At 70.6% G+C, this 25,562-nt stretch carries 21 protein-coding genes; 2 read left to right on the top strand and 19 right to left on the bottom strand.

Annotated features, from left to right (window positions below; translation table 11 throughout):
• Positions 1–107: 107 nt before the first annotated feature.
• The 6 genes from secB to CS062_RS00775 form a co-directional block, all read right to left on the bottom strand.
• On the bottom strand, positions 108–575 hold the full coding sequence (gene secB, locus CS062_RS00800; RefSeq protein WP_099859579.1) for a protein-export chaperone SecB: 468 nt from the start codon (positions 573–575) through the stop codon (positions 108–110).
• Between the two features lie 123 nt (positions 576–698).
• Complete coding sequence (gene grxC, locus CS062_RS00795; RefSeq protein ID WP_099859578.1) at positions 699–956, bottom strand: glutaredoxin 3; 258 nt, start codon at positions 954–956, stop codon at positions 699–701.
• Positions 957–1,028: 72 nt separating this feature from the next.
• Positions 1,029–1,448 carry a rhodanese-like domain-containing protein gene (locus tag CS062_RS00790; protein WP_099859577.1) on the bottom strand — a complete coding sequence of 140 codons (420 nt, stop codon included), beginning with the start codon at positions 1,446–1,448 and terminating at the stop codon, positions 1,029–1,031.
• Between the two features lie 72 nt (positions 1,449–1,520).
• Positions 1,521–3,035 (bottom strand): methyl-accepting chemotaxis protein, encoded by a 1,515-nt coding sequence (locus CS062_RS27240; protein WP_099859576.1) that lies wholly within the window; start codon positions 3,033–3,035, stop codon positions 1,521–1,523.
• A gap of 122 nt (positions 3,036–3,157) precedes the next feature.
• Complete coding sequence (locus CS062_RS00780) at positions 3,158–3,574, bottom strand: type 2 periplasmic-binding domain-containing protein (protein WP_099859672.1); 417 nt, start codon at positions 3,572–3,574, stop codon at positions 3,158–3,160.
• Positions 3,575–3,603: 29 nt separating this feature from the next.
• Positions 3,604–4,812, bottom strand: coding sequence for a porin (locus tag CS062_RS00775; protein WP_099859575.1), 1,209 nt, complete (start codon positions 4,810–4,812; stop codon positions 3,604–3,606).
• 206 nt (positions 4,813–5,018) lie between these two features.
• Here CS062_RS00775 and gpmA point away from each other — a divergent pair, with 206 nt between their 5' ends.
• Positions 5,019–5,762: a 2,3-diphosphoglycerate-dependent phosphoglycerate mutase gene (gene gpmA, locus CS062_RS00770; protein WP_099859574.1), complete on the top strand. Its 744-nt coding sequence runs from the start codon at positions 5,019–5,021 to the stop codon at positions 5,760–5,762.
• 28 nt (positions 5,763–5,790) lie between these two features.
• Here gpmA and CS062_RS00765 read toward each other — a convergent pair whose 3' ends face one another.
• The 7 genes from CS062_RS00765 to CS062_RS00735 all read right to left on the bottom strand — a co-directional run bounded on the left by CS062_RS00765 (position 5,791) and on the right by CS062_RS00735 (position 11,427).
• A complete protein-coding gene (locus CS062_RS00765) occupies positions 5,791–6,663 on the bottom strand; it encodes a ribose-phosphate diphosphokinase (protein WP_099859573.1) in 873 nt (290 codons plus the stop codon).
• Positions 6,664–6,903: 240 nt separating this feature from the next.
• Positions 6,904–7,641 carry a lysophospholipid acyltransferase family protein gene (locus CS062_RS00760; protein ID WP_099859572.1) on the bottom strand — a complete coding sequence of 246 codons (738 nt, stop codon included), beginning with the start codon at positions 7,639–7,641 and terminating at the stop codon, positions 6,904–6,906.
• Positions 7,641–8,969: a dihydroorotase gene (locus CS062_RS00755; protein WP_099859571.1), complete on the bottom strand. Its 1,329-nt coding sequence runs from the start codon at positions 8,967–8,969 to the stop codon at positions 7,641–7,643. The genes CS062_RS00760 and CS062_RS00755 overlap by 1 nt, the downstream gene beginning before the upstream one ends.
• Positions 8,966–9,928 carry an aspartate carbamoyltransferase catalytic subunit gene (locus CS062_RS00750; RefSeq protein WP_091726920.1) on the bottom strand — a complete coding sequence of 321 codons (963 nt, stop codon included), beginning with the start codon at positions 9,926–9,928 and terminating at the stop codon, positions 8,966–8,968. Before CS062_RS00750 ends, CS062_RS00755 begins: the two co-directional genes overlap by 4 nt.
• Before the next feature lie 4 nt (positions 9,929–9,932).
• The gene (gene pyrR, locus CS062_RS00745) at positions 9,933–10,433 is read right to left on the bottom strand and encodes a bifunctional pyr operon transcriptional regulator/uracil phosphoribosyltransferase PyrR (RefSeq protein WP_099859570.1); all 501 of its coding nucleotides are present in this window, start codon (positions 10,431–10,433) and stop codon (positions 9,933–9,935) included.
• Positions 10,430–10,834, bottom strand: coding sequence for a Holliday junction resolvase RuvX (gene ruvX / locus CS062_RS00740; RefSeq protein ID WP_199174140.1), 405 nt, complete (start codon positions 10,832–10,834; stop codon positions 10,430–10,432). Before ruvX ends, pyrR begins: the two co-directional genes overlap by 4 nt.
• Before the next feature lie 14 nt (positions 10,835–10,848).
• On the bottom strand, positions 10,849–11,427 hold the full coding sequence (locus CS062_RS00735) for a YqgE/AlgH family protein (RefSeq protein ID WP_099859568.1): 579 nt from the start codon (positions 11,425–11,427) through the stop codon (positions 10,849–10,851).
• Between the two features lie 35 nt (positions 11,428–11,462).
• Between CS062_RS00735 and CS062_RS00730 the strand changes: the two genes are divergently transcribed.
• On the top strand, positions 11,463–12,989 hold the full coding sequence (locus tag CS062_RS00730) for a cryptochrome/photolyase family protein (protein WP_099859567.1): 1,527 nt from the start codon (positions 11,463–11,465) through the stop codon (positions 12,987–12,989).
• A 21-nt stretch (positions 12,990–13,010) separates the two neighbouring features.
• Here the strand turns inward: CS062_RS00730 and CS062_RS00725 are convergent, their stop codons facing one another.
• The 6 genes from CS062_RS00725 to CS062_RS00700 form a co-directional block, all read right to left on the bottom strand.
• Positions 13,011–13,895, bottom strand: a complete 885-nt coding sequence (locus CS062_RS00725) for a response regulator (protein ID WP_158238629.1) — start codon at positions 13,893–13,895, stop codon at positions 13,011–13,013.
• A gap of 155 nt (positions 13,896–14,050) precedes the next feature.
• On the bottom strand, positions 14,051–14,689 hold the full coding sequence (locus tag CS062_RS00720) for a response regulator (RefSeq protein ID WP_099859565.1): 639 nt from the start codon (positions 14,687–14,689) through the stop codon (positions 14,051–14,053).
• Positions 14,670–16,094, bottom strand: coding sequence for a CHASE3 domain-containing protein (locus tag CS062_RS00715; RefSeq protein WP_099859564.1), 1,425 nt, complete (start codon positions 16,092–16,094; stop codon positions 14,670–14,672). The genes CS062_RS00720 and CS062_RS00715 overlap by 20 nt, the downstream gene beginning before the upstream one ends.
• A gap of 418 nt (positions 16,095–16,512) precedes the next feature.
• Entirely contained in the window at positions 16,513–17,571 is a 1,059-nt protein-coding gene (locus CS062_RS00710) for an alpha/beta hydrolase family protein (protein WP_099859563.1), read from the bottom strand.
• Between the two features lie 4 nt (positions 17,572–17,575).
• A complete protein-coding gene (locus tag CS062_RS00705; protein ID WP_099859562.1) occupies positions 17,576–18,634 on the bottom strand; it encodes a GGDEF domain-containing protein in 1,059 nt (352 codons plus the stop codon).
• Between the two features lie 65 nt (positions 18,635–18,699).
• Positions 18,700–25,491 (bottom strand): hybrid sensor histidine kinase/response regulator, encoded by a 6,792-nt coding sequence (locus tag CS062_RS00700; protein WP_099859561.1) that lies wholly within the window; start codon positions 25,489–25,491, stop codon positions 18,700–18,702.
• Positions 25,492–25,562: the final 71 nt, after the last annotated feature.

Here is a 25,562-nt window from a genome sequence, read left to right as displayed (position 1 = left end):
CGGAGCAGTCATGGTCGGTCAGAGAGAGCGAGGAGGAGGCGTCCGCAATGCAACACGCCGGCCGGCGGACGGGTCCGCGGGGCCGGCGTGCTCATGGGCCCCGGGGATCAGTTGGGGACGGCTTCGCCGTTGGTCTGGCCGCCGGCCAGTTGCGCCTGCTGGGCCTCGAACATGGCCTGGAAGTTCACTTCCGTCAGCATCACCGGCGGGAAGCCGGCGCGGGTGCAGACGTCCGAAACGATCGCGCGCAGGTAGGGGTAGATCATCTGCGGGCAGACGATGGCCAGGATGCCTTCGAGCTGGTCCTGCGGCAGGTTGCGGATCTCGAAGATGCCGGCCTGCTTGGCCTCGATCAGGAAGAGGGTCTTGTCCTGCACCGTGGTCGTGACGGTGGCGGTGACGCTGACTTCGAAGAGGCCCTCGGCCACCGGCTCGGCGGCCAGCGAGAGCTTGATGTCGACCTGCGGCTGGGCCTGCTCCAGCAGGATCGCCGGGGCGTTGGGCTGCTCCAGCGACAGGTCCTTCAGGTACATGCGCTGGATCTGGAACACGGGAGCGTTGTTGTCGTCGGCCATGGGGGTCATCCAAATGAAAAAGCCCGCCAGCGGCGAGCCGTGGCGGGCATTATGACCGAGCGTCCGCGACCGCCCGGTGAGGTCATTTCCGGAGGTGGCCGGGGCAGTGTCCCAGCAAGGGACTCAGGCCTGAAGCAGCGGTTGCAGGCCGCCGCGCTGGTCCAGCGCGATCAGGTCGTCGCAGCCGCCGACATGGGTGTCGCCGATGAAGATCTGCGGCACGGTGCGGCGCCCGGTCAGCTGGATCATCGAATCGCGCTGCGACGGGTCCAGGTCCACCCGCACTTCCTCGATCTGCTCCACGCCCCGCTGCTTGAGCAGGGACTTGGCCCGCACGCAGTACGGGCAGACCAGGGTCGTATACATCTTCACGGCGGCCATCGCCAATCTCCAAAGTCGAATCGAGTGTCCGGTGTCCCGGCAAAACAGGTGCCGGTGCGGCTGCCAGGGCGATCAGGCCGCGGACTTCTCGACAGGCAAACTCGCTTCGCGCCAGGCGGCCAGACCGCCCTGGACCGCGACCGCGTTCGCGTAGCCCTGTTTCTGCAGGATGCCAGCGGCGCGCTGCGCGCGTGCGCCGGTCTTGCACATCAGCACCACCGGCAGGGCCTTGTTGCTGGGCAGTTGCTTGGCCGGCAGTTCAGTGCCAGTCAACGTCGACAGCGGCACGTTGCGGGCGCCGTTGGCATGGCCGGCCGCGTACTCGGCTGGCTCGCTGACGTCGATCAGCACGCCCTTCTCGCGATTGACCAGGCGCACCGCCTCGGCGGTCGCCACGCCGCCCGACTTGCCGCGCAGCGACGGCCACAGCAGCAGGCCGCCCGAGGTGAGCGCGGCCAGCACGAGATACCAGTTTTCGATCAGGAACTTCAAGGCGGGGCCCGTGGGTTGAATCCAAAAGCTGCGGATTATAGGAAGGCCGGGGGCCGCGACAGCCCCCGGCGCTCACGCCAGCTTGAAGGTCGAGACTGCCGCCTGCAGCGCCCGCGCCTGCTGTTCCAGGCTGTTGGCCGCGGCCGCCGCCTGCTCCACCAGCGCCGCGTTCTGCTGCGTCATCTGGTCCAGTTGCACCACCGACTCGTTGACATGGCCGATGCCCTGGCTCTGCTCGGCGGACGCCGCGGTGATCTCGCTGATGATGTCCGAGACCCGCTGCACGCTGGCCACGATCTCCTCCATCGTCGCGCCGGCGTCCTGCACCAGCCGCGAGCCCGACTCGACCCGCGCCACGCTCGCGCCGATCAGCGCCTTGATCTCGCGCGCCGCTTCCGCGCTGCGCTGCGCCAGCGAGCGCACCTCTCCGGCCACCACCGCGAAACCGCGCCCCTGTTCGCCCGCGCGAGCGGCCTCGACCGCGGCGTTCAGCGCCAGGATGTTGGTCTGGAAGGCGATGCCGTCGATGACGCCGATGATGTCGCCGATGCGGCGCGAGCTCGCGCTGATCTCGTCCATCGTCGAGACCACCTGGCCCACGACCTCGCCGCCCTTCTTCGCGACGGTCGCGGCGCTGCCCGCCAGCTGGTTCGCCTGGCTGGCCGCGTCGGCGCTCTGGCGCACGGTCTCGGTCAGCTGCTGCATGTTGGAGGCCGTCTGCTCCAGCGAGCCGGCCTGCTTCTCGGTGCGCACCGACAGGTCCTGGTTGCCTGCCGCGATCTCGCGCGAGGCCACCGTCATCGAGTCGGTGCCGCTGCGCACGTCGCTCACGATCGCCGACAGCCCCTGCGACATGTCGCGCACCGCCGCCAGCAGGCTGGACTCGGCGCCCGGCGCCACCACGATGGCCTGCGACAGGTCGCCGCCGGCCATCTGGCGCATCACGTCGCGGGCATATTCGGGCTCGCCGCCGAGCTGGCGCCACACGCTGGCGATCAGCAGCCACGACCCCGCGCCCAGGCAGACCACCACGATCAGGCCGCTCAGCACCGTCGCCCACAGGCCCGAGCCGACGCCCTGCTCCGCGCGCGCCAGCGTCGCGTCGAAAGTCGTCTTGGCATCGGCGCGGGCGTCGCCCAGCATCTGCTCCAGCGCCTTCTGCGCCGCCTGCATCCTGGGAATGGCGCCCGCCTGGTCGCCCTGCTTGATGCCGAGGAACAGCTGCGCCGTCTCGACCGAGGCGGCGTAATAGGCCTCGAAGCCGCTCTCCAGCCGCGCGCCGGCATCGGCGCGCCCCGGGATGGCCTTGATCGAGGCGATCACCTTGCGCATCGCGGCGGCGCGCTCGGCAGCCTCGTCCAGGCGCTTCTTCTCGCCCTCGGCGACGGCGGACTGGATCGTCCCGCCCAGCGCCTCCAGCTGCGCGGCCACCTGGTTGGTGGCCACCAGGTACGGATAGTCGGCCTCGCCCAGCGCGTGGATGGCGCCCGAGGTCCGCGACGAAAAGAACAGCACCACCGCGATGCCCACCGCGAAGACGATCGCCGCCAGCACCGGCAGCATCGCGATACGGGTCTTCAAGTTCATGCCTGACTCCAATTCATCCTGTGTCTCCAACGACCTCCCCAGGTCGACGGCGCCCGCCCGGCCCGTCTGCGCGGACCGTCACGGCGGCAAGGCGGGCGGCCTCGGTCGCCCGCCCGCCGGCGTCAATCGACGCTCAGCACCACCTTCACCGAGCCGTCGACGGCCGACTTCTCGATGTAGCCGATCGCGTCGGCATTGGCGGCGACGAACTTCTTGACGTCGGCCGAGCTGCCCAGCTCCTTGGGCGGCGTGCCCTTGCCCGAGAACACCAGGCGCGACCAGGCGGCCTTCACCTGGGCCGAGGACTTGCCGGTGGCCTTCGAATAGAAGTGCTCCCGCGCCGCAGCGCTTTCCGGCAGATCCACCGCCTGCGCGGCGGCGCCGCTGGGCAGCTGGTTGGACTTGCCCAGGAAAATGCTCGCGACCTGGTCGGCGCTCATCGACGCGACGGGGCTCTTCGGATTGACCACGACGGCGACCTGCGCCTGCGCGGCCACGGCGGCGACCAGCATCGCGGCGCCGATGAGGGGCTTGATCATGTTGAACTGCATGACGGTCTGTGCTCCGCTCAGAACACGAAGTCGACGGCGACGCTGTAGACGCCGACGCGCTCGTTGTTGAAGCCCGGCTGGACGTTGTAGAACTGGCCGGCGCCGGTGGTCTTGATGCTGTCGTACTGGGCCTTCAGCGCGACGTTGCGCCAGGCATCCCAGCGCACACCGACGGCGATGGTCTTCTGCGGCGTGCTCTGCGCGGCGGTGACCGCGTCGACGACGGCGCGCAGCGGCAAGCCACCCACGACCACCGTGCCGGGGATCGTGTTGTTGACGTTGCTGCTGTCGGTCTTCTGCTGCGACAGCGTCGCGTACGGCGTGAACTTGCCGACGCGGTAGCCGACCGTCGTGTACCAGCCGGTGGTGTCCGGCACGAAGGAGTCGTTGCGGCGCTTGGTGTACTCGGCGGCGACGACCCACTGGCCTTCGTCGTAGCTCAGGCCCACGCCGGAGAAGCTGGCATCCTTGTCGGTCGGATCGATCTCGTTGCCGACCGAGGCGAACGGCGTCTGGCGCAGCGCGCCGACCAGCGAGCGCACCGTGGCGCTGTGCGCGGTCAGCTTGCCCTGCGCATGGCCCACGCGCAGGTTCAGGCCGTCGGCCAGCTCGACAGTGGCGTTCACGCCCACCATCTTCTTGAGCTCGACCTTGGTCTGGCGCACGTAGGAGGCGCTTTCGCCGCCGAAGACCTGCAGCGAGACGCTCTTGCCGGCGACCTGCGTGGCCCAGTTGACGTCGACGCCGTCGAAGTGGCTCACCGGCACCTGGCCGTAGACGTCGATCGGCGGGCGCAGCCAGGTGTTGGCATATCCGACGTCGCGGAAGTCGGACACCGCGAAGAACGGCGCGCCCATGCGGCCGGCGCGGATCGCCAGGCCCGGCGTGGCCTGCCACTTGGCGAAGGCCCACTCGACCTGCGGCGTCCAGTCGCCCTTGCCGGTCTGCTTGGTCAGCACCTGCGCGGTCGCGGAAAACTGCGCATTGAACTTGGCCGTGCCCTGCAGGCCCAGCTTGGAATCGACCTCGCCGCTCAGCGACTTGTCGGCACCATGGACCTGGCCCGGGATGACGTACTCGGCGCCATTCTTGGTCGTGCCCGTCAGGCCGACCGTGCCGAAGCCGGAGAACGAGAACATCGATTCCGACTGGCCCTGCGCCTGAGCGCCGAACGCCAGCAGCGCCAGCGCCACCGGCGCCAGTCGCAAGCTCTTCACCACCATCATTGCAAGTACTCCTGTACAGCGTGAATGCCCGACGTGGGCATGTTCTTTTCTCGAACCAAACGAGGGCGTGTGGAACGCCTTTCGCCCGATGCGAAAGCAGTTGTCGGCGGTCCGGAAGGGTTCTTGAGACGGGGGCCCTGGAGGGCTGCCTCTAGAATCCGCCGGGCCTGCCGGAACCCGGCCAAACCTCACGAAACCCAAGACCCATGTACAAGCTCGTGCTGATTCGCCATGGCGAATCGACCTGGAATCTCGAGAACCGCTTCACCGGCTGGACCGACGTGGATCTGACGCCCACCGGGGTGGAGCAGGCCAAGCAGGCGGGCCGTCTGCTGAAGGAAGCGGGCGTCGACTTCGACGTGGCCCACACCTCCGTGCTCAAGCGCGCCATCTGGACCCTGTGGCATTGCCTGGACCAGATGGACCGCCAGTGGCTGCCGGTGCGGCACAGCTGGCGCCTGAACGAGCGCCATTACGGCGGCCTTCAGGGACTGAACAAGGCGGACATGGCCAAGCAGTACGGCGACGAGCAGGTGCTCATCTGGCGCCGGAGCTATGACACCCCGCCGCCGGCGCTGGAAGCCTCGGACCCGCGCAGCGAGCGCGGCGACATCCGCTATGCCGGCCTGCAGCCATCGGACATTCCGCTGACCGAGTGCCTCAAGGACACCGTGGCCCGCGTGCTGCCCTACTGGAACGAACAGATCGCGCCCGCCATTCTGTCGGGCCAGCGCGTGCTGATCGCGGCCCATGGCAACTCGATCCGCGCCCTCGTGAAGTATTTGGACGGCATCGCCGACGAAGACATCGTTGGCGTGAATATTCCCAACGGCATCCCGCTGGTCTACGAGCTGGACAAGGACCTCAAGCCGATCAAGAGCTATTACCTGGGCGACGCCGAAGCCGCCGCCAAGGCCGCGGCCGCGGTGGCCAACCAGGGCAAGGCCTGAGGGCTCGCCGGCGCGCTGTCGCCGCGCCCTACTTGCGGCGCAGCGCGGTCGCCAGCAGTTCCGCGATGCAGACCGCGTTGGTCTCGTGCGGCACCGCGTTGCTGCTCCAGATGTGACGCACGCCGGCCGCGCGCAGCGCCGGCAGCGCGTCACCATTGAACAGCGCATGCGTCACCGCGACGTCCACGCTGGCGGCGCCGCGCTCGAGCGCCTCGCGCGCCGCGCCGATCAGCGTCCGGCCGGTCGAGGCCATGTCGTCCAGCAGCACGACCGAGCGCCCACGCACGTCCAGCTCGGGAAACGCCAGCTGCACCTGCGTGTCGCCGAAGCGCACCTTGCGGCCGACTGCATGCTCGAGCTTGCCGGCGCGCGCCGCCTCGGCGACCCACTGGCCCGACTCCTCATCCGGTCCGACCAGCACCGCGCCGGGCACCTGCACGGCGATGAAGCGCCCCAGGAGGGCCGCCGCCGACAGGGCGACGCCGCGCCCGCGTGGCATCACCTCATCCAGGCTGGCGATCCGGTGCAGGTGCGGATCGACGGTCACCACGCGATCGAAGAAGGTCGACAGCAGCGCCGCGATGTGGCGCTGGCTGACCGCCTCGCCGGGCGTGAACTCCATGTCCTGCCGCATGTAGGCGAGGTAGGGCGCGACCAGCATCAGATGCCGCACGCCCCAGCCGCGCGCGGCCGGTGCCGCGATCAGCAGCTCGACCAGGCGGTCGTTGGGCTGATGCTGCATCCCGCGCAGCACGATGATGTCGCTCGGCAACGGCCGGGGCAGCACCACGCGGGTCTCCCCATCCGGGAAACGATGTCGCGTGATGACGCCCATCGGGCGGCCCAGCTCCCTGGCCAGCCGCGTGGCCAGGTCCTGTTCGTCATCGAAGCACAGCAGCATCGGCGGATCCTCGCATCAAACCGCGGCCGCAGGGCATGCGGCATTCCCGCTCGTGGGCGATTGGAGGGCTGCGGCGAGCGGGGGCTGCCTCCTCCTGGGCTCTCTGGCGCTCTCTGGGGGACCGTGATCGATGGGGAGGCCGCCCACCTGCCGCCGGCCGCGCGCTTGGCCGCCAAGGCATGGGGCCTCCGCGGCAAGCGCGGAAACCCCATGCCTTGCCGTCCCCGAACGACCCAGGACTCAGGGCCTGGGAAGCGCGTTTGACATCGTGTCGGCCAAGGCCTCGGCGAGGTGGCGGCGGTCCAGGCCCTCGGTCGACATCGCAGGCAGCGAGCGGACTTCCACCGCCAGATCCTTCGCCGTCAGGATGCGCCACAGGCTCTCGATCAGGGTCATCTGGCCGATGTACTGCGCAGCCTCGCTGTAAGCCTGCGTCGGCTGGTACCAGCGCAGCACCACCGGCTGCAGCGGCGTGTGGGTGCTGATCGCCGCCTGCAGCAGATTGCCGTGCAGCGGCAGCAACGGATAACCGGCACCAGTCGTGCCTTCTGGAAAAACCGCCACCGTCTCGCCGCCGGCAAGCGCCTCGGCCGTCTTGTGCACGACGCGCAGCGCGTCGCGCTTGCTGGCACGCTCGATGTAGAGCGTGCCCACCGCCGTCGCCAGCGATCCCACCACCGGCCAGGCCGCGATGTCCGCCTTCGAGACGAATCGCGCCTCCGGCATCACCGCATGGATCGCCGCGATGTCCAGCCAGGAGACATGGTTCGCGGTGATCAGCCGCGGCGCCGGCGTCTGCGCACCGGGCGCCTCCAGCCGCACGCCCAGGACCCTCAGCAGCTTCGCCGACCACCAGCCCACCAGCTGCTGTCGCCGGGCCGGGCCGAAGCCCGACCAGCGCACCTGCACGAGGAACACCCCGTGCGCGATGTGCGCCAGCAGCCGCAGCCCGCGCCAGACGCCGACGAGGGCGCGCATCAGGCGGTCCGCTCGACGTCGGTGACCAGCGATTCGTAGGCCACCGTGCCGGCCACCAGCGTGTAACGCACCCGGCCCGGCAGCTCGAAGCCGGTGATGTCGAAGGAGAACGGCGTGTGCTTGCCCTGGCTGACCAGCCGCTCCGGCGTGACCGCGCCGCTGGCCTCGGCATCGAAGACGACGACGTCGCCCACGCCGCCCTCGACCAGCCGGCCGGCGCTCGCCGCCAGCGAGCCGAGCGCGCCGCCGAGGACCTTGACCGGACGGCCAGTGATGGTGTCCAGGGTCCGCGCCAGCGACAGGCCCTCGTCCTGGCCCCAGCGCAGCGCCAGGCTGAGCAGCAGTTCCAGGCCGGTCGCGCCGGGCGTGGCCTCGGCGAAAGGCAGGGTCTTCTCGTCGGCCGCGACCGGGTTGTGGTCGCTGACCAGCGCATCGATCGTGCCGTCCGCCAGCGCGGCCCGCAGCGCGGCCCGGTCGCGTTGCTGGCGCAGCGGCGGCGTGAGCCGCATCGAGGAATTGAAGTAGCCGATGTCCACGTCGCTCAGGTGCAGCGAGTTGATCGAGACATCCGCCGTGACCGGCAGGCCGTCCCGCTTGGCCTGGCGCACCAGCTCGACGCCAGCGGCGCTGCTCAGGCGGCACAGGTGGACACGGCAGCCGGTCACGCGCACCAGCTCCAGGATGGTGTGCAGCGCGATGGTCTCGGCCGCGACCGGCTCGCCCGACAGGCCCAGGCGCGTCGCCACCGGGCCGCTGGCCGCGACGCCGCCGCTCAGCCACGGATCCTGCGGATGCAGCCACAAGGTGTAGCCGAAGCTCGCGGCGTACTGCATGGCCCGCTGCACGGTCAGCGTGTTGCGGATGGGGCGATAGGCCTGCGAGAAGCCGACGCAGCCGGACTCGGTGAGCTCGGCCATCTCGGTCAGCGCCTCGCCCTCCAGGCCGCGGGTCAGCGCACCCAGTGGGAACAGCCGGCAGCGGCTGAGCTTGCGCGCGCGGAACTTGAGCATGTCCACCAGGCCGGGCTCGTCCAGCGCCGGGTCGGTGTCGGGCGGGCAGACCAGGCTGGTGACGCCACCGGCGGCCGCGGCGGCCAGTTCGCTCTCCAGCATGCCTTCATGCTCGTGGCCCGGCTCGCGCAGTCGCGCGGCCAGGTCCACCAGGCCCGGCGCGACCACCAGGCCGCTGGCATCGATGACGCGGTCCGCGTTGAAGTCGCCGACCTGCCCCAGGCCGACGATGCGGCCCGACGCGATTGCGAGATCGCCGGTCTGGTCCAGGCCCGAGGCGGGATCGAGCAGGCGGCCGTTCTGGATGAGGATCTTCATGCTTCGTTCCCGGCGAGGATGGACATGACGGCCATGCGGACCGCGATGCCGAAGGTCACCTGCGGCAGGATCACGCTGTGCTGGCCGTCGGCGACGGTGGAGGAGATCTCCACGCCGCGGTTGATCGGACCCGGATGCATGACGATCGCATCGGGCTTGGCCAGCGCCAGCTTCTCGGGCGTCAGGCCGAAACTCTTGAAGTACTCGCCGGCGCTGGGCAGCATCGCGCCGCTCATGCGCTCGTTCTGCAGGCGCAGCATGATGATGACGTCGGCATCCTTCACGCCCTCGGCCATGTCGTGGCAGACCCGCACGCCCATGTCCTTGAGGTCGCCCGGCACCAGCGTCTTCGGTCCGACCGCGCGGATCTCCGGCACGCCCAGCGTCGTGAGCGCATGGATGTCGCTGCGCGCGACCCGCGAATGCACGATGTCGCCGACGATCGCCACCGTCAGGTTGGTGAAGTCCTTCTTGTAGTGACGGATCGTGTACATGTCCAGCAGGCCCTGCGTCGGATGCGCATGGCGGCCATCGCCGGCGTTGACGACGTGGACATGCGGCGCGCAATGCTGCGCGATCAGGTAGGGCGCGCCCGACTCGCTGTGGCGCACGACGAACATGTCCGCATGCATCGCCGAGAGGTTGGCCACCGTGTCGAGCAGCGTCTCGCCCTTGGCGGTGCTGGAGCGGGCGATGTCCAGGTTGATGACGTCGGCGGACAGGCGCTTGGCGGCGATCTCGAAGGTGGTGCGGGTGCGGGTGCTGTTCTCGAAGAACAGGTTGAACACCGACTTGCCGCGCAGCAGCGGCACCTTCTTCACCTCTCGGTCGTTGACCGACAGGAAGGTGCCGGCCGTGTCCAGGATCTGGTGCAGCACGGCCTTGGGCAGGCCCTCGGTGGACAGCAGGTGGATCAGCTCGCCATGCTTGTTCAGCTGCGGATTGCGTTTGCTCAGCATGGGATCAGTCCTCCTTCACGTCGAAGCTGAAGCGGCCGTCGTCGCCCTTGACGAGGCTCAGCCGCTGGTTCGGCGCCACCGCGACGCGCGCGGCCGAGAACGCCGGCTCGATCGGCAGCTCGCGGCCGCCGCGGTCGACCAGCACCGCCAGCGTCACGCTGGCGGGGCGGCCGAAGTCGAACAGCTCGTTGATGACCGCGCGGGTGGTGCGGCCGGTGTAGAGCACGTCGTCGATCAGCAGGATGTGGCGGCCCTCGACCTCGAACGGGAGCTTGGTGTGGTCGGCGCTCGCATGCATGCCCTTGCTGCCGAAGTCGTCGCGGTGCAGCGCGCTGGAGATGACGCCGTGCTGGCCGGACAGCTTCAGGTCCTGCTGGAGGCGCTCGGCCAGCCAGGCGCCGCCCGACCAGATGCCGACCAGCGCGCAGTCGGGTTGCAGCAGGCGCTGGACGCCGCGCGCGAGGTCGGCGTAGAGCGCTTCCGCATCGAGGTGCAATGTGCTCATGGGTGTTCCCGGAAGAATTGTTCGAGGATCAATGCCGCGCTCGCGGCATCGAGGTCGCGCGCGCCCAGGGACTGGGCTTCCGCGCTGGTGTAGCGTTCGTCGACTTCGATCACCGGCAGCCGATAGCGGCCGCGCAACTGCCCGGCGAACTTGAGCGCGCGGGCAGTCATCTCATGCGGGGCGCCGTCCGGATGACGCGGCACGCCGATGACCAGCGCATCCGGCTGCCACTCCTGGATCAGCGCCGCGATCGCGGCCCAGCGCGCATCGCCCTGCTCGGTGATCGTGCGCAAGCCCCGCGCGCTGCCCAGCATCCGGTTGCCGGTCGCCACGCCGAGGCGCTTGGTACCGAAATCAAAACCGAGGGGGGAAACAATCGACGACGGGGAAGCGATGGTCATGGCGCTTCCGGGGTTCATGCGTGCCCGGCCTCCTGGCTGAGCATGCGCGGATCGATGCCGAGCAAGGCCAGCGCCTTGTCGTAGCGCTCCTCGATGGGCGTGTCGAAGATGATCTCGGGCGTGGCGTCGACGGTGATCCAGCCGTTGCGGCCCAGTTCCTCCTCGAGCTGCCCCGCAGCCCAGCCGCTGTAGCCCAGCGTGACCAGCACCCGCTTCGGGCCGGCGCCATTGGACAGCGCCTCCAGCACGTCGCGGCTGGTGGTCATCTCGAGCCCGCCAGGCACGGCGAGCGTCGCGTTGTAGTGATTGCCCTGCTCGTCCAGCGGCTCGTGCAGCACGAAGCCGCGCTCGGTCTGGACCGGGCCGCCGAAGAACACCGGCCGCGCGGCCATGTCCTCGTCGTTGAGTTCGAGCTCGACCTTCTCGAACAGGTTGCCCAGGGTCAGCGAGATCGGCTTGTTGATGACCAGTCCCAGCGCGCCCTTCTCGTTGTGCTCGCACAGGTAGACGACGGAGCCGGCAAAGGTCTCGTCCACCATGCCCGGCATGGCGATCAGGAACTGGTTGGTCAGGTCGATGCGTTCCTTGGACATAGGCGCGGATTCTATTTCACCGACACTCCGTCCCCATGACGCGAACGTCCTCTTCCCCCGCTTCCCGGACCCCGGCGCCGACGGACGGCGCGGACAGCGCCCTGGTGTGGTTCCGCCGCGACCTGCGGGCGGACGACCATGCCGCGCTGTACCACGCGCTCAGGCGGCACCGCCGGGTCTACTGCGCCTTCGTGCTGGACACCGACATCCTGGACCCGCTGCCGCGCGCGGACCGACGCGTGGCCTTCGTCCTCGACGCGCTGCGCGTCCTGGACACCGACCTCGCCGCGCTGGCCCCCGGCGCCGGCCTGATCGTTCGGCACGGCGCGCCGCGCGAAGAGATCCCGGCGCTGGCCGCCGAGCTGGGCGTGCAGGCGCTGTACTTCAATCACGACGACGAGCCCGACGCGCTGCGTCGGGACGCGGATGTCGGCGCCACGCTGAAGGCCCGTGGCCTGGAGGTGCACAGCTTCAAGGACCATGTGGTGTTCGAGCGCTCCGAGCTGCTGACGGGTGCCGGCAAGCCTTACGGCGTCTTCACGCCCTACAAGAACGCGTGGCTGCGCGAGATCACGCCCTTCTTCCTCAGCAGCTATCCGGTGGAGCGCCATGCGTCCCGGCTGGCGACCGGTGCCGATGTGGCGGCGCGTCGGGGCGTGCCCACGCTGGCCGACATCGGCTTCGAGCCCGCCGAGCTGAGCGCGGCGCTTTCAGGCGGCAGCGCGGGCGCGCGGCGGCTGTTCGACGAGTTCCTCGAGCGCATCGACCGCTACGGCGAGACCCGGGACTTCCCCGCCGCCAAGGGCCCCAGCTACCTGAGCACCCATCTGCGCTTCGGCACGATCTCCATCCGCGTGCTTGCGCGCGAGGCCTGGCAACGCGGCTACGGAAGCAGCGGCCCCAGCGCCGGCGCCCAGACCTGGCTGTCGGAGCTGATCTGGCGGGATTTCTACCACCAGGTCCTGCATCACCACCCGCAGGTGACGGAGCGGGCCTTCCGGCCCGAGTACGACCGCATTGCCTGGGCCGAGGGACCGGAGGCCGATGCCGACTTCGACGCCTGGTGCCAGGGCCGCACCGGCTATCCGCTGGTCGACGCGGCGATGCACCAGATCAACCAGACCGGCTACATGCACAACCGGCTGCGCATGGTCACCGCCAGCTTCCTGATCAAGGACCTGGGCATCGACTGGCGCCGCGGCGAGGCCTACTTCGCCGAGAAGCTGATCGACTTCGACCTCGCCGCCAACAACGGCGGCTGGCAATGGGCGGCGTCCAGCGGCTGCGACGCCCAGCCCTACTTCCGCATCTTCAATCCGGTGAGCCAGAGCGAGAAATTCGATCCCGACGGCAAGTTCATCAAGCGCTACCTGCCGCAGCTGTCCCGGCTGCCGCCGGCGCTGATCCACGCGCCCTGGCTGGCCAGGCCAGCGGAACTGGCGGCTTGCGGCGTGGTGCTGGGCCGGGACTATCCCGAGCCGATCGTGCGCCACGAGACCGCGCGCATGGCGACGATGGCGCGCTACGCCGTCGTCAAGGACCGCGGCTTCGCGCCGGACTAGGTCGTCCGGATCCGCGCGCCGTCAATGCACGACGGCGCTGCCCTTCTGGGGCAGGCTCAAGCCGTGCGCCCGGGCCTCCGCCAGGATCAGCAGGCCGCGCGCGGTGATCGCGTCGCGGGGGTGAAGCGCCACGCCGACATGGCTGTCCAGCCGCACCGGATGGCCGCCGAGGTCGAAAGGCTGCGCCAGCGCATCGCGGATGCGCTCGCCCATCGCTTCCGCCTCCTGCGCCGAACCGGCGCGCGAGACCACCAGCGCGAACTGCTCGTTGGCGTGCCGCGCCAGCAGGTCGACCGGACCGGCGCAAGCCGACAGCCGCCGGCCGATCTCGACCAGCACCGGCGCCGTCGCCTGCACGCCCTGGCTGCGCAGCAGCGCTTCCAGGCCCTTGAGCACCACCACGGTGACGGCCACCCGGCCGGCCTCGGCATTGACCATGCGCAGCACCTGGTCCAGGCGCTCCAGCAGCGCCACCTGGCCGAGCAGCCCGGTGGCGGTGTCCCGCAGCAGCGGCGAGGGCCGCGTCTGCCGCCCCGTCGCGCGCTCGCTCTGCAGCAGTTCGTCGAGATCGCCGAACAGCGACTCCAGGCCGCTGCCCTTGTCGTAGAAGCCGTCCGCGCCGGCCTGCATGCACATGTCGCGGTAGGCGTCCATCGCGTGATGGGTGAGCATCAGGATCCGGCCCTGGAACCCCTTGTGACGCAGCGCCCGCAGCACGTCGACACCGGTGCCCACCAGCAGCGTCATGTCCAGCAGCACCGTGTCGGGCTGCAGCCAGTCGATGAGCGCGATCGCCTGCGGCGCGGAGTCCGCCTCGCCGACGACGCGCACGCCAGCCACGTCCTCGAGCCGCCGTGCCAGGAGGCGGCGGATGGCCGACGAGTCCTCGACGAGAAAAATGTCCATGAAGGGATGCTCCGGATCGGGGCGGCGACCGGCTGTCACCGCCTGTCCGGCATCTTGCGCGAGGCCCGGCGCCGGCATCAGCAGCGCCCCGCGCATGCTGGTGTCGGGGCCTGTCCGCAGGATTTGTCGGGCGATCCCCTACAGCACCCGGCTGCTCACTGGATGTCCGTCAGCCCATGCTGGACGCAGTACTTGGTGAGCTCGGTGTTGTTGCGCCAACCGGTCTTCTCGAGGATGCGCGCGCGGTAGGTCCCGACCGTCTTGGCCGACAGGTGCATCGTCTCCGCGATCTCCGCCGGCGTCTTGCCCGCGGCGATCAGCAGCATCACGCGGTGCTCCTGCGCCGACAGCTGCTCATGCGGCAACTGGCCCGGCGTCGCGCCGCTGAGCAACCCCAGCAGATGGTCCGCCATCGCGGCCGTGACATAGCGCCCGCCCTGCAACAGGCGCTGCAGCGCCACGACCAGCTCATCGGTCGCCTTGTCCTTGGGCAGGTAGCCGGACACGCCCATCTGCAGCAGCCGTGCCGCGTAGGCCGACTCCGCGTTGAGGCTCAGCACCAGCACCGGCACGCCCTTGAGCGCCCGCAGCATGCGGCTGGCGCCCTCGGTCCCGCTGGCGTCGGGCAGCGACAGGTCGAGCACCAGCGCGTCCGGCCGGTTCGCCTGTCCCAGCTGCAGGGCCTCGGCGATGGTCGATGCCTCGTCGAGCACTGCCGATGGCCAATGGCCCTGGATCAACTGCTTGACCCCGAGCCGCATGATCGGATGGTCGTCAACGATCAGAAACCTCATCCCAACCCTCCTCGCTCTCCCGGGTCTCCCCGGTGCTGTCTCGCTCGTCCGCGCCGCCACCGAGCGGCACCCGGACATCGATCCGCGTGCCCCGCCGCGGCGCCGGCCCGAAGACCAGCTCACCGCCCGCCAGCACGGCGCGCTCCCGCATGTTCCGCAGGCCCGACGCATCCGCCCGCACCTGGCCCGGGCCGACGCCGTCGTCCTCGATCCGCAGCCGATATTCGCCGTCCTCGATGCGGGACTCGATCGTCAGCTGGTGGGCCTGGGCATGCCGCAGCACATTGGTCGCGGCCTCCTGCAGCAGGCGGAACAGCTGGTTGTGCTGTTCGCTGCTGAGCGCCTCGTCCGGCGCCAGGTCCAGGTCGACGACCAGCTCGCTCTGCCGCTGCAGGCCCTGCGCATAGTGCTGGACCGCCGCACCGAAGCCGAAGTCGTCCAGCAGCGGCGGTCGCAGCGTGTTGGCGATGCGGCGCGCGGCGCCGATGACCTCGTCGGCGATGGCGAGCATCTCGTCGTGCATCGGCTCCTTGGCCGGTGCGATCTTGCGCGCCATTGACAGCGCGAGCATCTTCGCCGCCGTGCCGAGCTGCCCGAGCTGGTCGTGGACCTCGCGCGCCAGCCGGCGCCGCTCGGCCTCCACGCTGCGGTCCAGTTCGGCGGCGAAGCTCTGGATGCGGGTCAGCGCCTCGCGCAGTTCGCGGGTCCGCTCGGCGACGGCACCCTCGAGCCGCGCATGGCTGTCTCGCAGTGCGCGCTCGGCCTGATCGCGCCGCTCGCGCTCGATCCACAGCGCCGCCATCGCCGCGGCCACCAGCACGCCACCGGCCAGCGGCAGCACCTGCGCCAGCAGCGTGGTTTCCTTGGTTTGCAGCGCCACCGCCGATTCGATGCCGTCGATCCGGCGTTGCTGCACCGATTTCAGCCGCGCCAGCTCGCCCCGGATCTCGTCCATCAGCTGCTTGCCCGCGACATAGGCCTGCCGGTCGTTCAGCGCTTCGGCGCCCAGCTTCCAGCGGTTGGCCACCTGGTTCTCGACCTGGCGGCGTCGTTCGGCGATGAAGCGGTCCAGTCGCGCGAAGGCCTGATCCTGGCGGTCGCCGGTGATCGCCAGCGCGTCCTTGAGCTGGGCATAGCTGGCGTCGAGATCGCGCTGGGCGCGCTCGTAGGGCTGCAGGAAGGCCGCATCGCCGGTGATCAGGAAACCGCGCGTGCCGGTTTCCAGGTCGATCAGCAGGCCATTCAGGTCCGAGACCAGCTGCTGGGTGCGCAGGGCATGGGCGCGCCCCGCCTCCAGACGGGTCAGCTCGCCCAGGCTGCGGTACTCGCCATAAGCGGTGGCCACGAAGGCAACGCAGCCGGCCAGCAACAGGCCCGCAGCCACCGGAAAGGTCAGCAAGCGCATGGATGGTCCGGGCCTTCTGGCCCGTGTTCGTACAACCCTGCGGACGCCGCGTTCCAGCGATGACAAGCTCGCCGGCGTCCACCCCACTGCAGTCGGGCCCTTGGTGCTACGCGCATCGGACGTCTTTCGCGCCGCTTGCGACGATCGGGCCGCTCTCGCTTCTGTCTCGCATGGATTTCGCCCTTCGGTGGGAGGGCTTGCTCGCGCGGTCGCTCCCTGGCGCCCGCTCACGTGGGCCTAACGCTAGAGGCGCGGCGCGGGAAAAGCAAGTCCCTGCTCACGTGCCGCGTACCGGGAAAGCCACGTCCACTGGCAGCCAGCGTACTCGCCGGCGCCGCCGGCCTGTCCGCGGGAAGCCGGAGACCGGCGCCGGGGTCAGGACTTGCCAGGCCGTCACCCGCCTTTGGGGCGCCCGGCCCTACCCTCCAGGGGCCTGCCAACGGGCCAGCAGCGCGCCATGGCGCTGCTGCCAGTCGCGCAGCGGCTCTGCCTCGCCGTCGAGCACCAGGCGCAGGTAGGCGAGGCTGAGCTCCCGCGTCGCGGCCTTGACCTTCGGATTGAGCTCGAAGCCGCCGGTGTTCGTCCGGTCGGTGAAGATGCTGTGCGAACCGCCGCTGAACATCGCCAGCGCCTTGCGCGGCCCGCCGATCGCGTCGAACAGCGCGACCCGGTCCGACGGTCCGCTGTAGTAGCCGGGGATGGTGATCTCGTCGGCGGTGGCGCTGATGTGCAGCGTGGGAATGGCGATGCCGGAGAGGATCGGCGCCGGGTCCCCCTCGCCGTAGAACGGCGGCGCGGAGATCAGGATCGCCGCCTTGAAGCGTGGATCGGCCAGCGTCGACGCCTGCGCCGCGCCGCCGGCCAGGCCGGAGAGCGGCGTCGGCACCTTCGCGCCGGCGATCAGCAGGCTGGTGTTGGCGCCATAGGAATGCCCGGCGATCGCCAGGCGCGTCGCATCCAGCTGGCGGCCCAGCGGTCCGGCCAACAGTTGGTCCAGCGCGAAGCGGATGTCCTGCGTGCGTTCGATGGCCTCCTCCGGCTGCGCCGCGTGCTGCAGCCGCCGCACCAGCGTCAGCGAGTTCGACCAGCCGAAGCCACCGGCCCAGAGCCGGCGATCGCTGCCGATGTGCTGCACATGCATCGCGACGATGCCGTGGGCCGCCCAGTAGCTGCCGAGGTAGCTGTAGCCTCGGCGCGAGCCGCCCATGCCGTGCGAGAAGACCACGACCGGCCAACCGGTCGCCGGTGGCTCGCCGCTGGGCCAGTAGACCCGCACCGGGACCGCGCGATGGCGGGCGGGATCGCTCCAGTCGAAGTCCTGCCAATGATGGCTGCCGTCCTCGGCCGCCTGCGTGCCGGGCTGGGCCGGCAGGTCGGGACCGGTCACCGGGGGCGGCGTCGCGCAGCCGATCAGCAGGGCCGCGACCGCCGTCACCGCCGAGGCGGCGAGCGCGGTCCAGCGCCAGGTCCTGGTCACGGGATCAGAAGAGCTCGACGTCGCTCAGGTGGCTGGCCTCGGCCATCCGGCCCTGCGCGACCAGCGTCGCGTGGCTCTGCACCTGGTTGCGCCCGGCGCCCTTGGCGTGATACACGGCCTTGTCGGCGCGCTCGAAGGCCGCAGCCGGCGAGTCGCCGCTGCGGATCTGCGTGAAGCCGATGCTGACCGTGATGCGGCCGACCTGCGGGAAGGCGTACTGGGCGGTGTTGAGGCGGAAGCGCTCGAACGCATGCGCGGCGTCGGGTTCGTCCTCGCAGCGCATCAGCACGACGAACTCCTCGCCGCCAAAGCGGTAGAGCAGGTCGTTGAAGCGGAAGCTGCTGCGCATCAGCCGCGACAGCAGCAGCAGGACCTCGTCGCCGATCAGGTGACCGAAGCGGTCGTTGATCGACTTGAAGTGGTCGATGTCGATCACGCCGATCCAGTAGCGCGGATGCACCGCGGCATGGCGGCGGTCCTGATCGGGCTCGTCCTGCGCGGCCTCCTCGGCGTGGACCCGCAGCGGCAGCTCAGAGACCGCCTTCAGGAAGCTCTCGTCGAAGGTCTTGCGGTTCAGCAGGCCGGTCAGCGTGTCGCGCTCGCTGTAGTCCAGCAGGCCCTGGAAGTTGTGATAGATCCGCAGCACGCTGCTGACCATGCGCTGCGCCTCGGCCTTGAGGCGGCGCGCGGTGTGCAGCTCCAGCACGCCGACCACGTCGCGTTCGGTCGCCAGAGGGAACAGCGTGACCCACTCGTTGTTCTCGCGCTGCTGCAGCACGCTGCGCTGCGTCAGGCACTCGAGCCGGCGCGGATGCTCGGCCAGCCTCGGGAGGGTGTCGGGATCGACCCAGAGCGAGTCGGCGGTGGCGACCGCGTCGCCGGCGTGCAGCCGGGCGCGGGTCAGCCAGCGCTGCTGGCCCGGCTCGCCGACGCAGCGATAGATCGCCACGGCGGCCGCAGGGCCATTGAGCAGATCGCGCAGCGCGGTGACCAGGGTGACGTCCATGACGTCGCGGTCACGGAAACCCGTCAGCTCGGCAAGATGGTCGACTACCCCGGACATGGTGTTTGCAGCGTGGAGGGAGGATCCAGGCGCCGGCAACCACCGATGGTCCGGGAGCCCGGACGCTACGCCCTCGCCGGCTTTCCGGCGGAATGGTGCGAAGTGTATCGGGCGATCAGGCCGAGCAGGTGCTCCTCGTCATAGGGCTTGCCCAGGTAATCGTCGACTCCGAGCCGTTGTGCATAGTCGCGGTGTTTCTGAGCGATGCGCGATGTGATCATGATCACGGGCAGCCCCGCCAGACGCGCGTCGGCACGCAGGTTGCGGACCAGGTCGAAGCCGTCCATGCGCGGCATCTCGATGTCCGACAGCACCAGGTGCGGCAGTTCCTCGCCGGCCAGGCGCTCCATCGCATCCAGACCGTCCTTGGCCAGCAGCACGCGGTAGCCCTCGCGCTCCAGCAGGCGCTGGGTGACACGGCGCACGGTCAGCGAGTCGTCGACCACCATCACCAGCGGCGCGAGCTGCTCGGCGACCTCCTCGACCACCACCTGGCGTGCCGCCGCCTCGGCATCGTGCACGCGCTGCTGCGCGGCATGGCCGTAGCGGTTGGCCAGCGCCACCGGGTTGTAGATCAGCGCCACCTCGCCCGAGGCCAGCAGGCTGATGCCTGCCAGGCCCGGGACCTGCATCAGCTGCGGGCCGAGGTTCTTGACGACGACTTCCTGGTTGCCCAGCACTTCGTCGACGTGCAGCGCCAGGCGCTGCTGGGCGCTGTGCACCAGCGCCACCGGCAGGGTCTTGCCGTGGGCGACGCCACGGTCGCTCTGGTGCATCAGGCCGCCCAGCCAGTAGAAGGGCATGCGCTCGCCGGCGGCCATCAGCGCGCCGTCGACGTAGGCCTGTTCGACCGTCTCGGCCGGCAGGCGCTGCACCGACAGCATCAGGCTGGCCGGCACCGCGACCTTCCGATCGCCGTAGCGCAGCACGACGACCTGCGTCAGCGCCGTCGTCAGCGGCACGCGCAACTCGAAGCTGGCGCCCTGCCCCTGCGTGGACTGGGTCAGCACATAGCCGCCCAGCGTGTTCACCTCGGAGCGGACCACGTCCATGCCGACGCCGCGACCGGCCATCTCGGTCAGCGATTCGGCGGTGGAGAAGCCCGGCTCGTAGATCAGGTCCATCAGCTGGGCGTCGTTCAGGTCCTGACCCGGCTGGATCAGGCCCTGGCTTTCGCCACGGGCGCGGATGCGCGCCAGGTTCAGGCCGGCGCCGTCATCGCTGAAGCGGACCTGGATCTCGTTGCCTTCCTGGTGCAGGTTCAGCACGATGCGGCCGACCGGCGCCTTGCCCGCCTGCTGGCGGACATCCGGCGTCTCGATGCCATGCACGACACTGTTGCGCAGCAAGTGCTCGAAGGCGCCGGTCAGGCGCTCCAGCACCGCGCGGTCCAGTTCGACGCCGCCACCGCGGATCTCGAGCTGGGCCTGCTTGCCGCTCTCGCGGGCGGCCTGGCGGACGACCCGGTGCAGGCGCTCGCCGAGGCTGCTGTCGAACTCGACCATTCGCGTGCGCAGCAGGTCGTCCTGCAGCTCGCGGGTCAATCGCGACTGGCCGGCCAGTTCGTCTTCGCCGGCCGCGACGTTGCGCTGCAGGCCGCGCTGGACGGTGGCCACGTCGTTGACCGACTCGGCCAGCATCCGGGTCAGTTCCTGGAAGCGGGTGTAGCGGTCGAATTCGAGCGGGTCGAAGTCCTTGCCGGTCGCCTGCGCGGCTTCCTGGCGGGCGGCGATGCGGGCCTCGGCCTGCAGTTCCAGCTCGCGCAGCTGCGTGCGCAGACGCTCCAGGTTGTCGTCCAGGTCGGACAGGGAGGTCCGCATCTGGCCCAGTTCGGACTCCAGACGGGCGCGGCGGATCGAGACCTCGCCGGACAGGGCGGCCATGCGCTCCAGCAGCGCGCCACGGACGCGCACCTGGGCGGCCGGGGCCACCGGGGCGCTTTCCAGCGGCTGACCCAGGTCGGCGATCTCGCTGAAGTGGGCCCAGTCGATCTCGATGTCGGCCGGCGGCGTGGCCACCGTGGGCGCGGGTTCGGCCACCGGCGCCTCGACCGGCGTGGCGGCTTCCGCGACGGGTTCGGCGATCACTTCGGCGATCGGCTCGATAGGCGCTGCCTCGGCGGGCGGCGCCGTGATCGCATCGGATCCCTCGGCCGGTGCCTGGATGGTCTCGACCGCGACGGCGGGCGGGATCGGCGCCGGCAGGTCGGCCACCGGCGCGGCCGGGGCGGACGGCGCCATCGGCGCCGGCACCACCGGTGCCGGATCGCGCCAGGTGCGCTGCAGCGTCTTGAAGCTGTGCTCCAGGCTGTCGCCGGCGTCCTGCAGGGCGAGCAGCTGCTCGTAGCCCGGTTCGCCGTCGGCCAGCAGGCGCTCGATCTGGGACTCCAGGCGGTGCGCCTGCTCGCCCAGGCGCATCGCGCCGGCCAGGCGGGCACCGCCCTTGAAAGTGTGCAGCACCCGCATGCAGGCGGCGGCGCGTCCGGTATCGGCCGGCTGGGTCGCCCACTCGCGCAGGGCGCCGTGCAGCTCGCCCAGCAGGTCCTCGGCTTCCTCCTCGAAGATCGGCATCAGTTCCGGCTCGATCTGGTCGGGCTGGCTGAAGTCGAAATCGTCGGCGGTCGCCTCGGCGGCCTGGTGGAAGGCGTAATGCGAGGTCGGCAGGGCCGGTTCGGCCGTGTGGTCCGCCAGCAGGTGGGCCGGCAGCGACGCCGTCGACACCTCCTCCAGCGACATGGCCAGCAGGCCCTCGTCGCTGTCGGCATGACCGTCGGGCAGCGCGGCGCCCGGCTCGAAGGCCTGCAGTTCCGCCAGCAGGCCGGCATCGGCCTCCTTCAGGAAGCCGGCGGCGAACTGATGCAGCAGGCGGCGGATCTCGTCCGCGGCGCGCTGGAACAGCGTCGGGTCGGCGACCTGATGACCTTGGGCGCGCTCCAGCGCGTGTTCCAGGCAACGAGCCAGCGTGGACAGGTCCTCGAAGCCGACCGTCGCGGCGCTGCCGGCCAGGCCGTGCGCCAGCGCTTCCGCGTCCTGCGGCAGCGGCGATTGGGGCAGCAGCGCCCACTCGCTCAGCTCCACCTGCAGGCGGCGCGAACGCTCGTCGGCCTCGTTCAGGAAGATGTTGAACAGCGCGATGCTGATGCGCAGCGGCCCGATGACCTTGACGCCATCGTCGCTGTCCTCGACGGTCTCTTGCGGATGCGCTTCCGCCTCGACCTCGGCGGTCGGCGGCGTGACGGCGGTGCCGCCAACCAGGCTCAGCGCCGGGGCCGCGTGGGCCGGTGCCGCGCTCAGGTCGGGCAGGTCCAGGTCCGGCAGATCCAGGTCGGACAAGGTCCGCGGCGACAGGCCCTCCGGCGCGGTCGCGTCGGCGGCGGCATCGGCGGCGCCGTCGCTCAGGTCAAGCGTCGCGTCGTCGGCGGTCGCCGAGGCTTCCACCGGCGCGGACACCAGTTCCTGGCCGAGGTCCAGCGTCAGCGACAGGTCGGCGGCGGACGGCGTGTCGAGCGCTGCGACCGGCTCGGTGTTGAGGCCGGACAGGTCCAGCAGATCCAGCGCCGGCTCTTCGGCGGCGGCTTCGGCCGGCACCGCGTCCAGCGGCATCGGCGTCGTCGCCTCGATCTCGACCAGCGGCGCATCGGCCGGCCAGCCGTCGGGCAGTTCCATCGTGACGGTCGCCTCGTCGGCGGGCGTCAATGTGGGCTCGAGGGACAGCGTCGGTTCATCCTGGAAGACCGGCGGCTGGGCTGCGGCGGCTTCCACCTCGGCAGGCTCGAGCAGCGCGGACGGCTCGACCACGTCGGCCACCGTCGGCAGCGACATCGTCGTGTCCAGCGCCGGCGGCTCCGCGGTCAACGCGGGCAACTCGACGGCGGACAGCGCGTCCAGGTCGATGGCGGCGTCCAGCTCGGGCACCGCCTGGGTCAGTTCGGGCACGTCCGTCGGGAAGTCCAGCGACGGCGCGTCGAGCGCGACGGGCGTCGCCTGGGTCGCAGTCACGACGTCCAGGTCGGCCAGCGGCAGCGGCGGCACGTCCAGGCCCGGCAGATCCAGCGCGGGCAGGTCGAGCGACGGCAGCACCGAGCCGGCCGCGGCATGTTCCGCGTCCAGCGTGGCGAGCAGGTCGAGCGCGGCCAGCTCGTCCGCCGCGGGCGGCGTCGCCGGCGCGGGCGTCGCCACCTCGTCCGCCAGCGACAGTTCCGGCAGCACCTGCAGTCCGGCCAGATCGATCTCCGGCGCCGGGGCCGGGGCCGGGATCTCGGCGACCTCGGGCAGGTCGGCGATCTCGATGACCTCGGGCACTTCGGCCACTTCGGCCACTTCGATCAGCTCGGGCACCGCCAGGACCGGCGCGGCCGGCGCTGCGGCGGACAGCTGCAGCGGGGCGTATCGGTTCTCCAGGCGCAGCGCGTCGGCCGCGGCGCGGAACGGCGCGCTGTGATAGCCGTGCGGCCGGCCTTCGCCGATCGCGGCGGCCCAGGCCTGGAACGCATCCAGCGCCTCGTTGCTGGCGCGCAGCAGGTCCGAATCGGCCTGCGGATGCTCCGACAGGCGATGGTTGTAGAGCTGCTCGAAGGCCCAGCCGGCTTCGCCGAACTCGTTCAGCCCGACCATGCGCGAGCTGCCCTTGAGCGTGTGGAAGGCGCGGCGCACCGTCGTCAGCTGTTCCTTGTCGCTGGCGCTGCGGGCGAGCGCGGTCAGCGCCTCGCGGGCGGTCGCCACGACCTCGGCCGCCTCTTCCAGGAAGATGCCCAGCATCTCCTCGTCGATGGCCGCCTCGGCCTGCGGGATCGGCGCGCTCGGCGCCGGCGCGGGCGGAGCGACCGGCGCGGCGGCCTCGATGAACTGCTGCAGCGATTCGGCCGCCTGGCTGCCCGCGGCGTCACCGCCGGACGAGAGCAACTGCTGCTGGGCCTGCTGCGCGGCCTGCGCCAGGCCGAGATCGTCGGCGGCGCGGGCTTCGTGGGAAATGCGTTCCAGGTCGCGCGCCAGGTCCTCGGCCGAGCGATCGCCCTGCGCGACGGCCTGGGCGGTCGCCTGGAGCTGGTCGATCAGCTGCGGCTGGGCCGCGGCTTCGGCGGCGGCCAGTTCCTGTGCGTGAGCGCGCTGCTCGCTCTCGCGGCCGACCAGCGACTGCAGCAGCCCGGTGTCGTCCTCGAAGCGGAACATGCGCTTGGCCAGCTGCGGCTGGACGCTCAGCATGTCGATCAGGAAGCCCAGCGCGCCGAGGTTGTGGGCGAGCCGGTCGAACTGCGCGCGCGGTCCAGCCAGCGACGGATCGACCTCGGTGTTGGCCAGTTCGTCGACCTGGTCGCGCATCTTCAGCGTCGCCTGCGCGGCCTGCGACAGGCCCAGCACGCTGAAGACGCCCCGCATCGCCTGCAGTTGGCCCGGCACCGGGATCAGCAGGTCGCGCTTGGACGGGTCGCGGAAGTATTCGTCGCACTGGCGCTCGACCTCGGACAGGCTGGCGCGCAGTTCATGGACGACGGAGCCGAGCGTCTGCCGGTCGGCGACGCGGCGATACAGCTCCTCCATCCAGCTTTCGAGCGCCAGCGGCGCCTCGCCATGGCCGACCGATTCGATGCGGCGGGCCAGGCTCTTGACGCGCTCGGCCTGCTCGGGCTGGTCGAAGGCCTCGTCCTCGAGGGCCGCTTCCAGGTAGAGCATGGACGTGGCGATCTCCATCGCCAGCGCGGGCTCGGGCGCGCGGCCCGAACGCAGCGTCGCGACGACGGCGCGGCGCAGCGTGTCGCCGAGCACCTCGCCGCTCGGGAACAGCTTCTGCAGCGATTCGGCGACGTGGGCGAACTGCTCGTCCAGGCCGCCCAGGCGATGGGTCTCGCCCTCGGCGGCGGAGGCCCAGGATTCCTTCGCGGCGACGACGCGGCGCTTGGCGGCGGCGACCCAGTTCGGATCGATCCGGCCCAGCGTGTCGTCGCGGTAGTCGACCTGGTCGGCCTCGATCAGGCCGTAGGCCTGCTGCACCGCGGTCAGGCGCGGCGCGCTGCCGGGCTCGGCATGCTTGGCGGCGGCGCAGAAGAACAGCAGGTCCTTGGCCAGACGCTCGGACGGCGCGGCATCGCTGCCGGCGCGCAGCTGCGCCAGCAGGCGCGAGCCCAGGCGCTTGACCAACGTGTCCACCGGCAGCAGCCCGCGCGACTGGGCCTCGAACTGGCCGGCGGCCAGCATCCAGAGCGTGCGCGCGTTCGCCTGCGTCTGGGTCAGCGCCAGGCCGGCGCACAGGTCGCTCAGCAACTGGCCCTGGCCGGGCGCCGGGGCGCGCATCTGCTTGAGCAGCAGCGCCTCGAACGGGGCGCGCATCTGCTCGGCGCTCAACGCGCGGACGTTGCGGTCCAGCGGCAGTTCGCGCCAGCGGAATTCCTCGGTCCACAGGTCGGCCGGGTGGATGCGGCCGGCGCCGTTGAGTTCCTGCAGCGTCTGGTAGGCGGGGAACAGCGCCAGCGAGCTCGGCTGGCCGCCGGCCAGCGTCTTGGCGATGAAGGCGAGCACCGCGAAGTCCGCGCGCTCGACCGCCTCGATCTCGGCGATGGTCACGCCGGACGGGTTCTCCGCCAGGCGGAACAGCGTCGCCTCGGCGGCGCGCAGCAGGTGCGCGGCGGCCGGCAGGCTGACCACCGCCAGCACGCCGGCGGCCTGGTGCATCTGCTGGGCCGCGCCTTGCAGCGCCGGGCTGGGCTGGCCGTCGCCGCCCACGGTCGTCGCTCGCGCATCGGCATCGCGCAGCACGCGGCGAAGGGCCTTGTGCACCGATTCCAGCGTGCGGCGCAGTTCCTCCTGGACCCAGGCCAAGGGGCTCAGGTCGGCGGGGAACTCGGATTCGCGCGTAAGGTCCATGCTCGCTCTTGTTCTCTCTTTTATGTCGACGCGGTGCGGGTCTCTATCCCTGTTCTACCGGGCGGGACGGT

This window comes from Roseateles chitinivorans (assembly GCF_002761755.1).
In the GTDB taxonomy this organism is placed as follows: domain Bacteria; phylum Pseudomonadota; class Gammaproteobacteria; order Burkholderiales; family Burkholderiaceae_C; genus Roseateles; species Roseateles chitinivorans.
The sequence above is the reverse complement of the archived record's forward strand: the minus strand, read 5'-3'. Positions and strand labels throughout refer to the sequence as shown.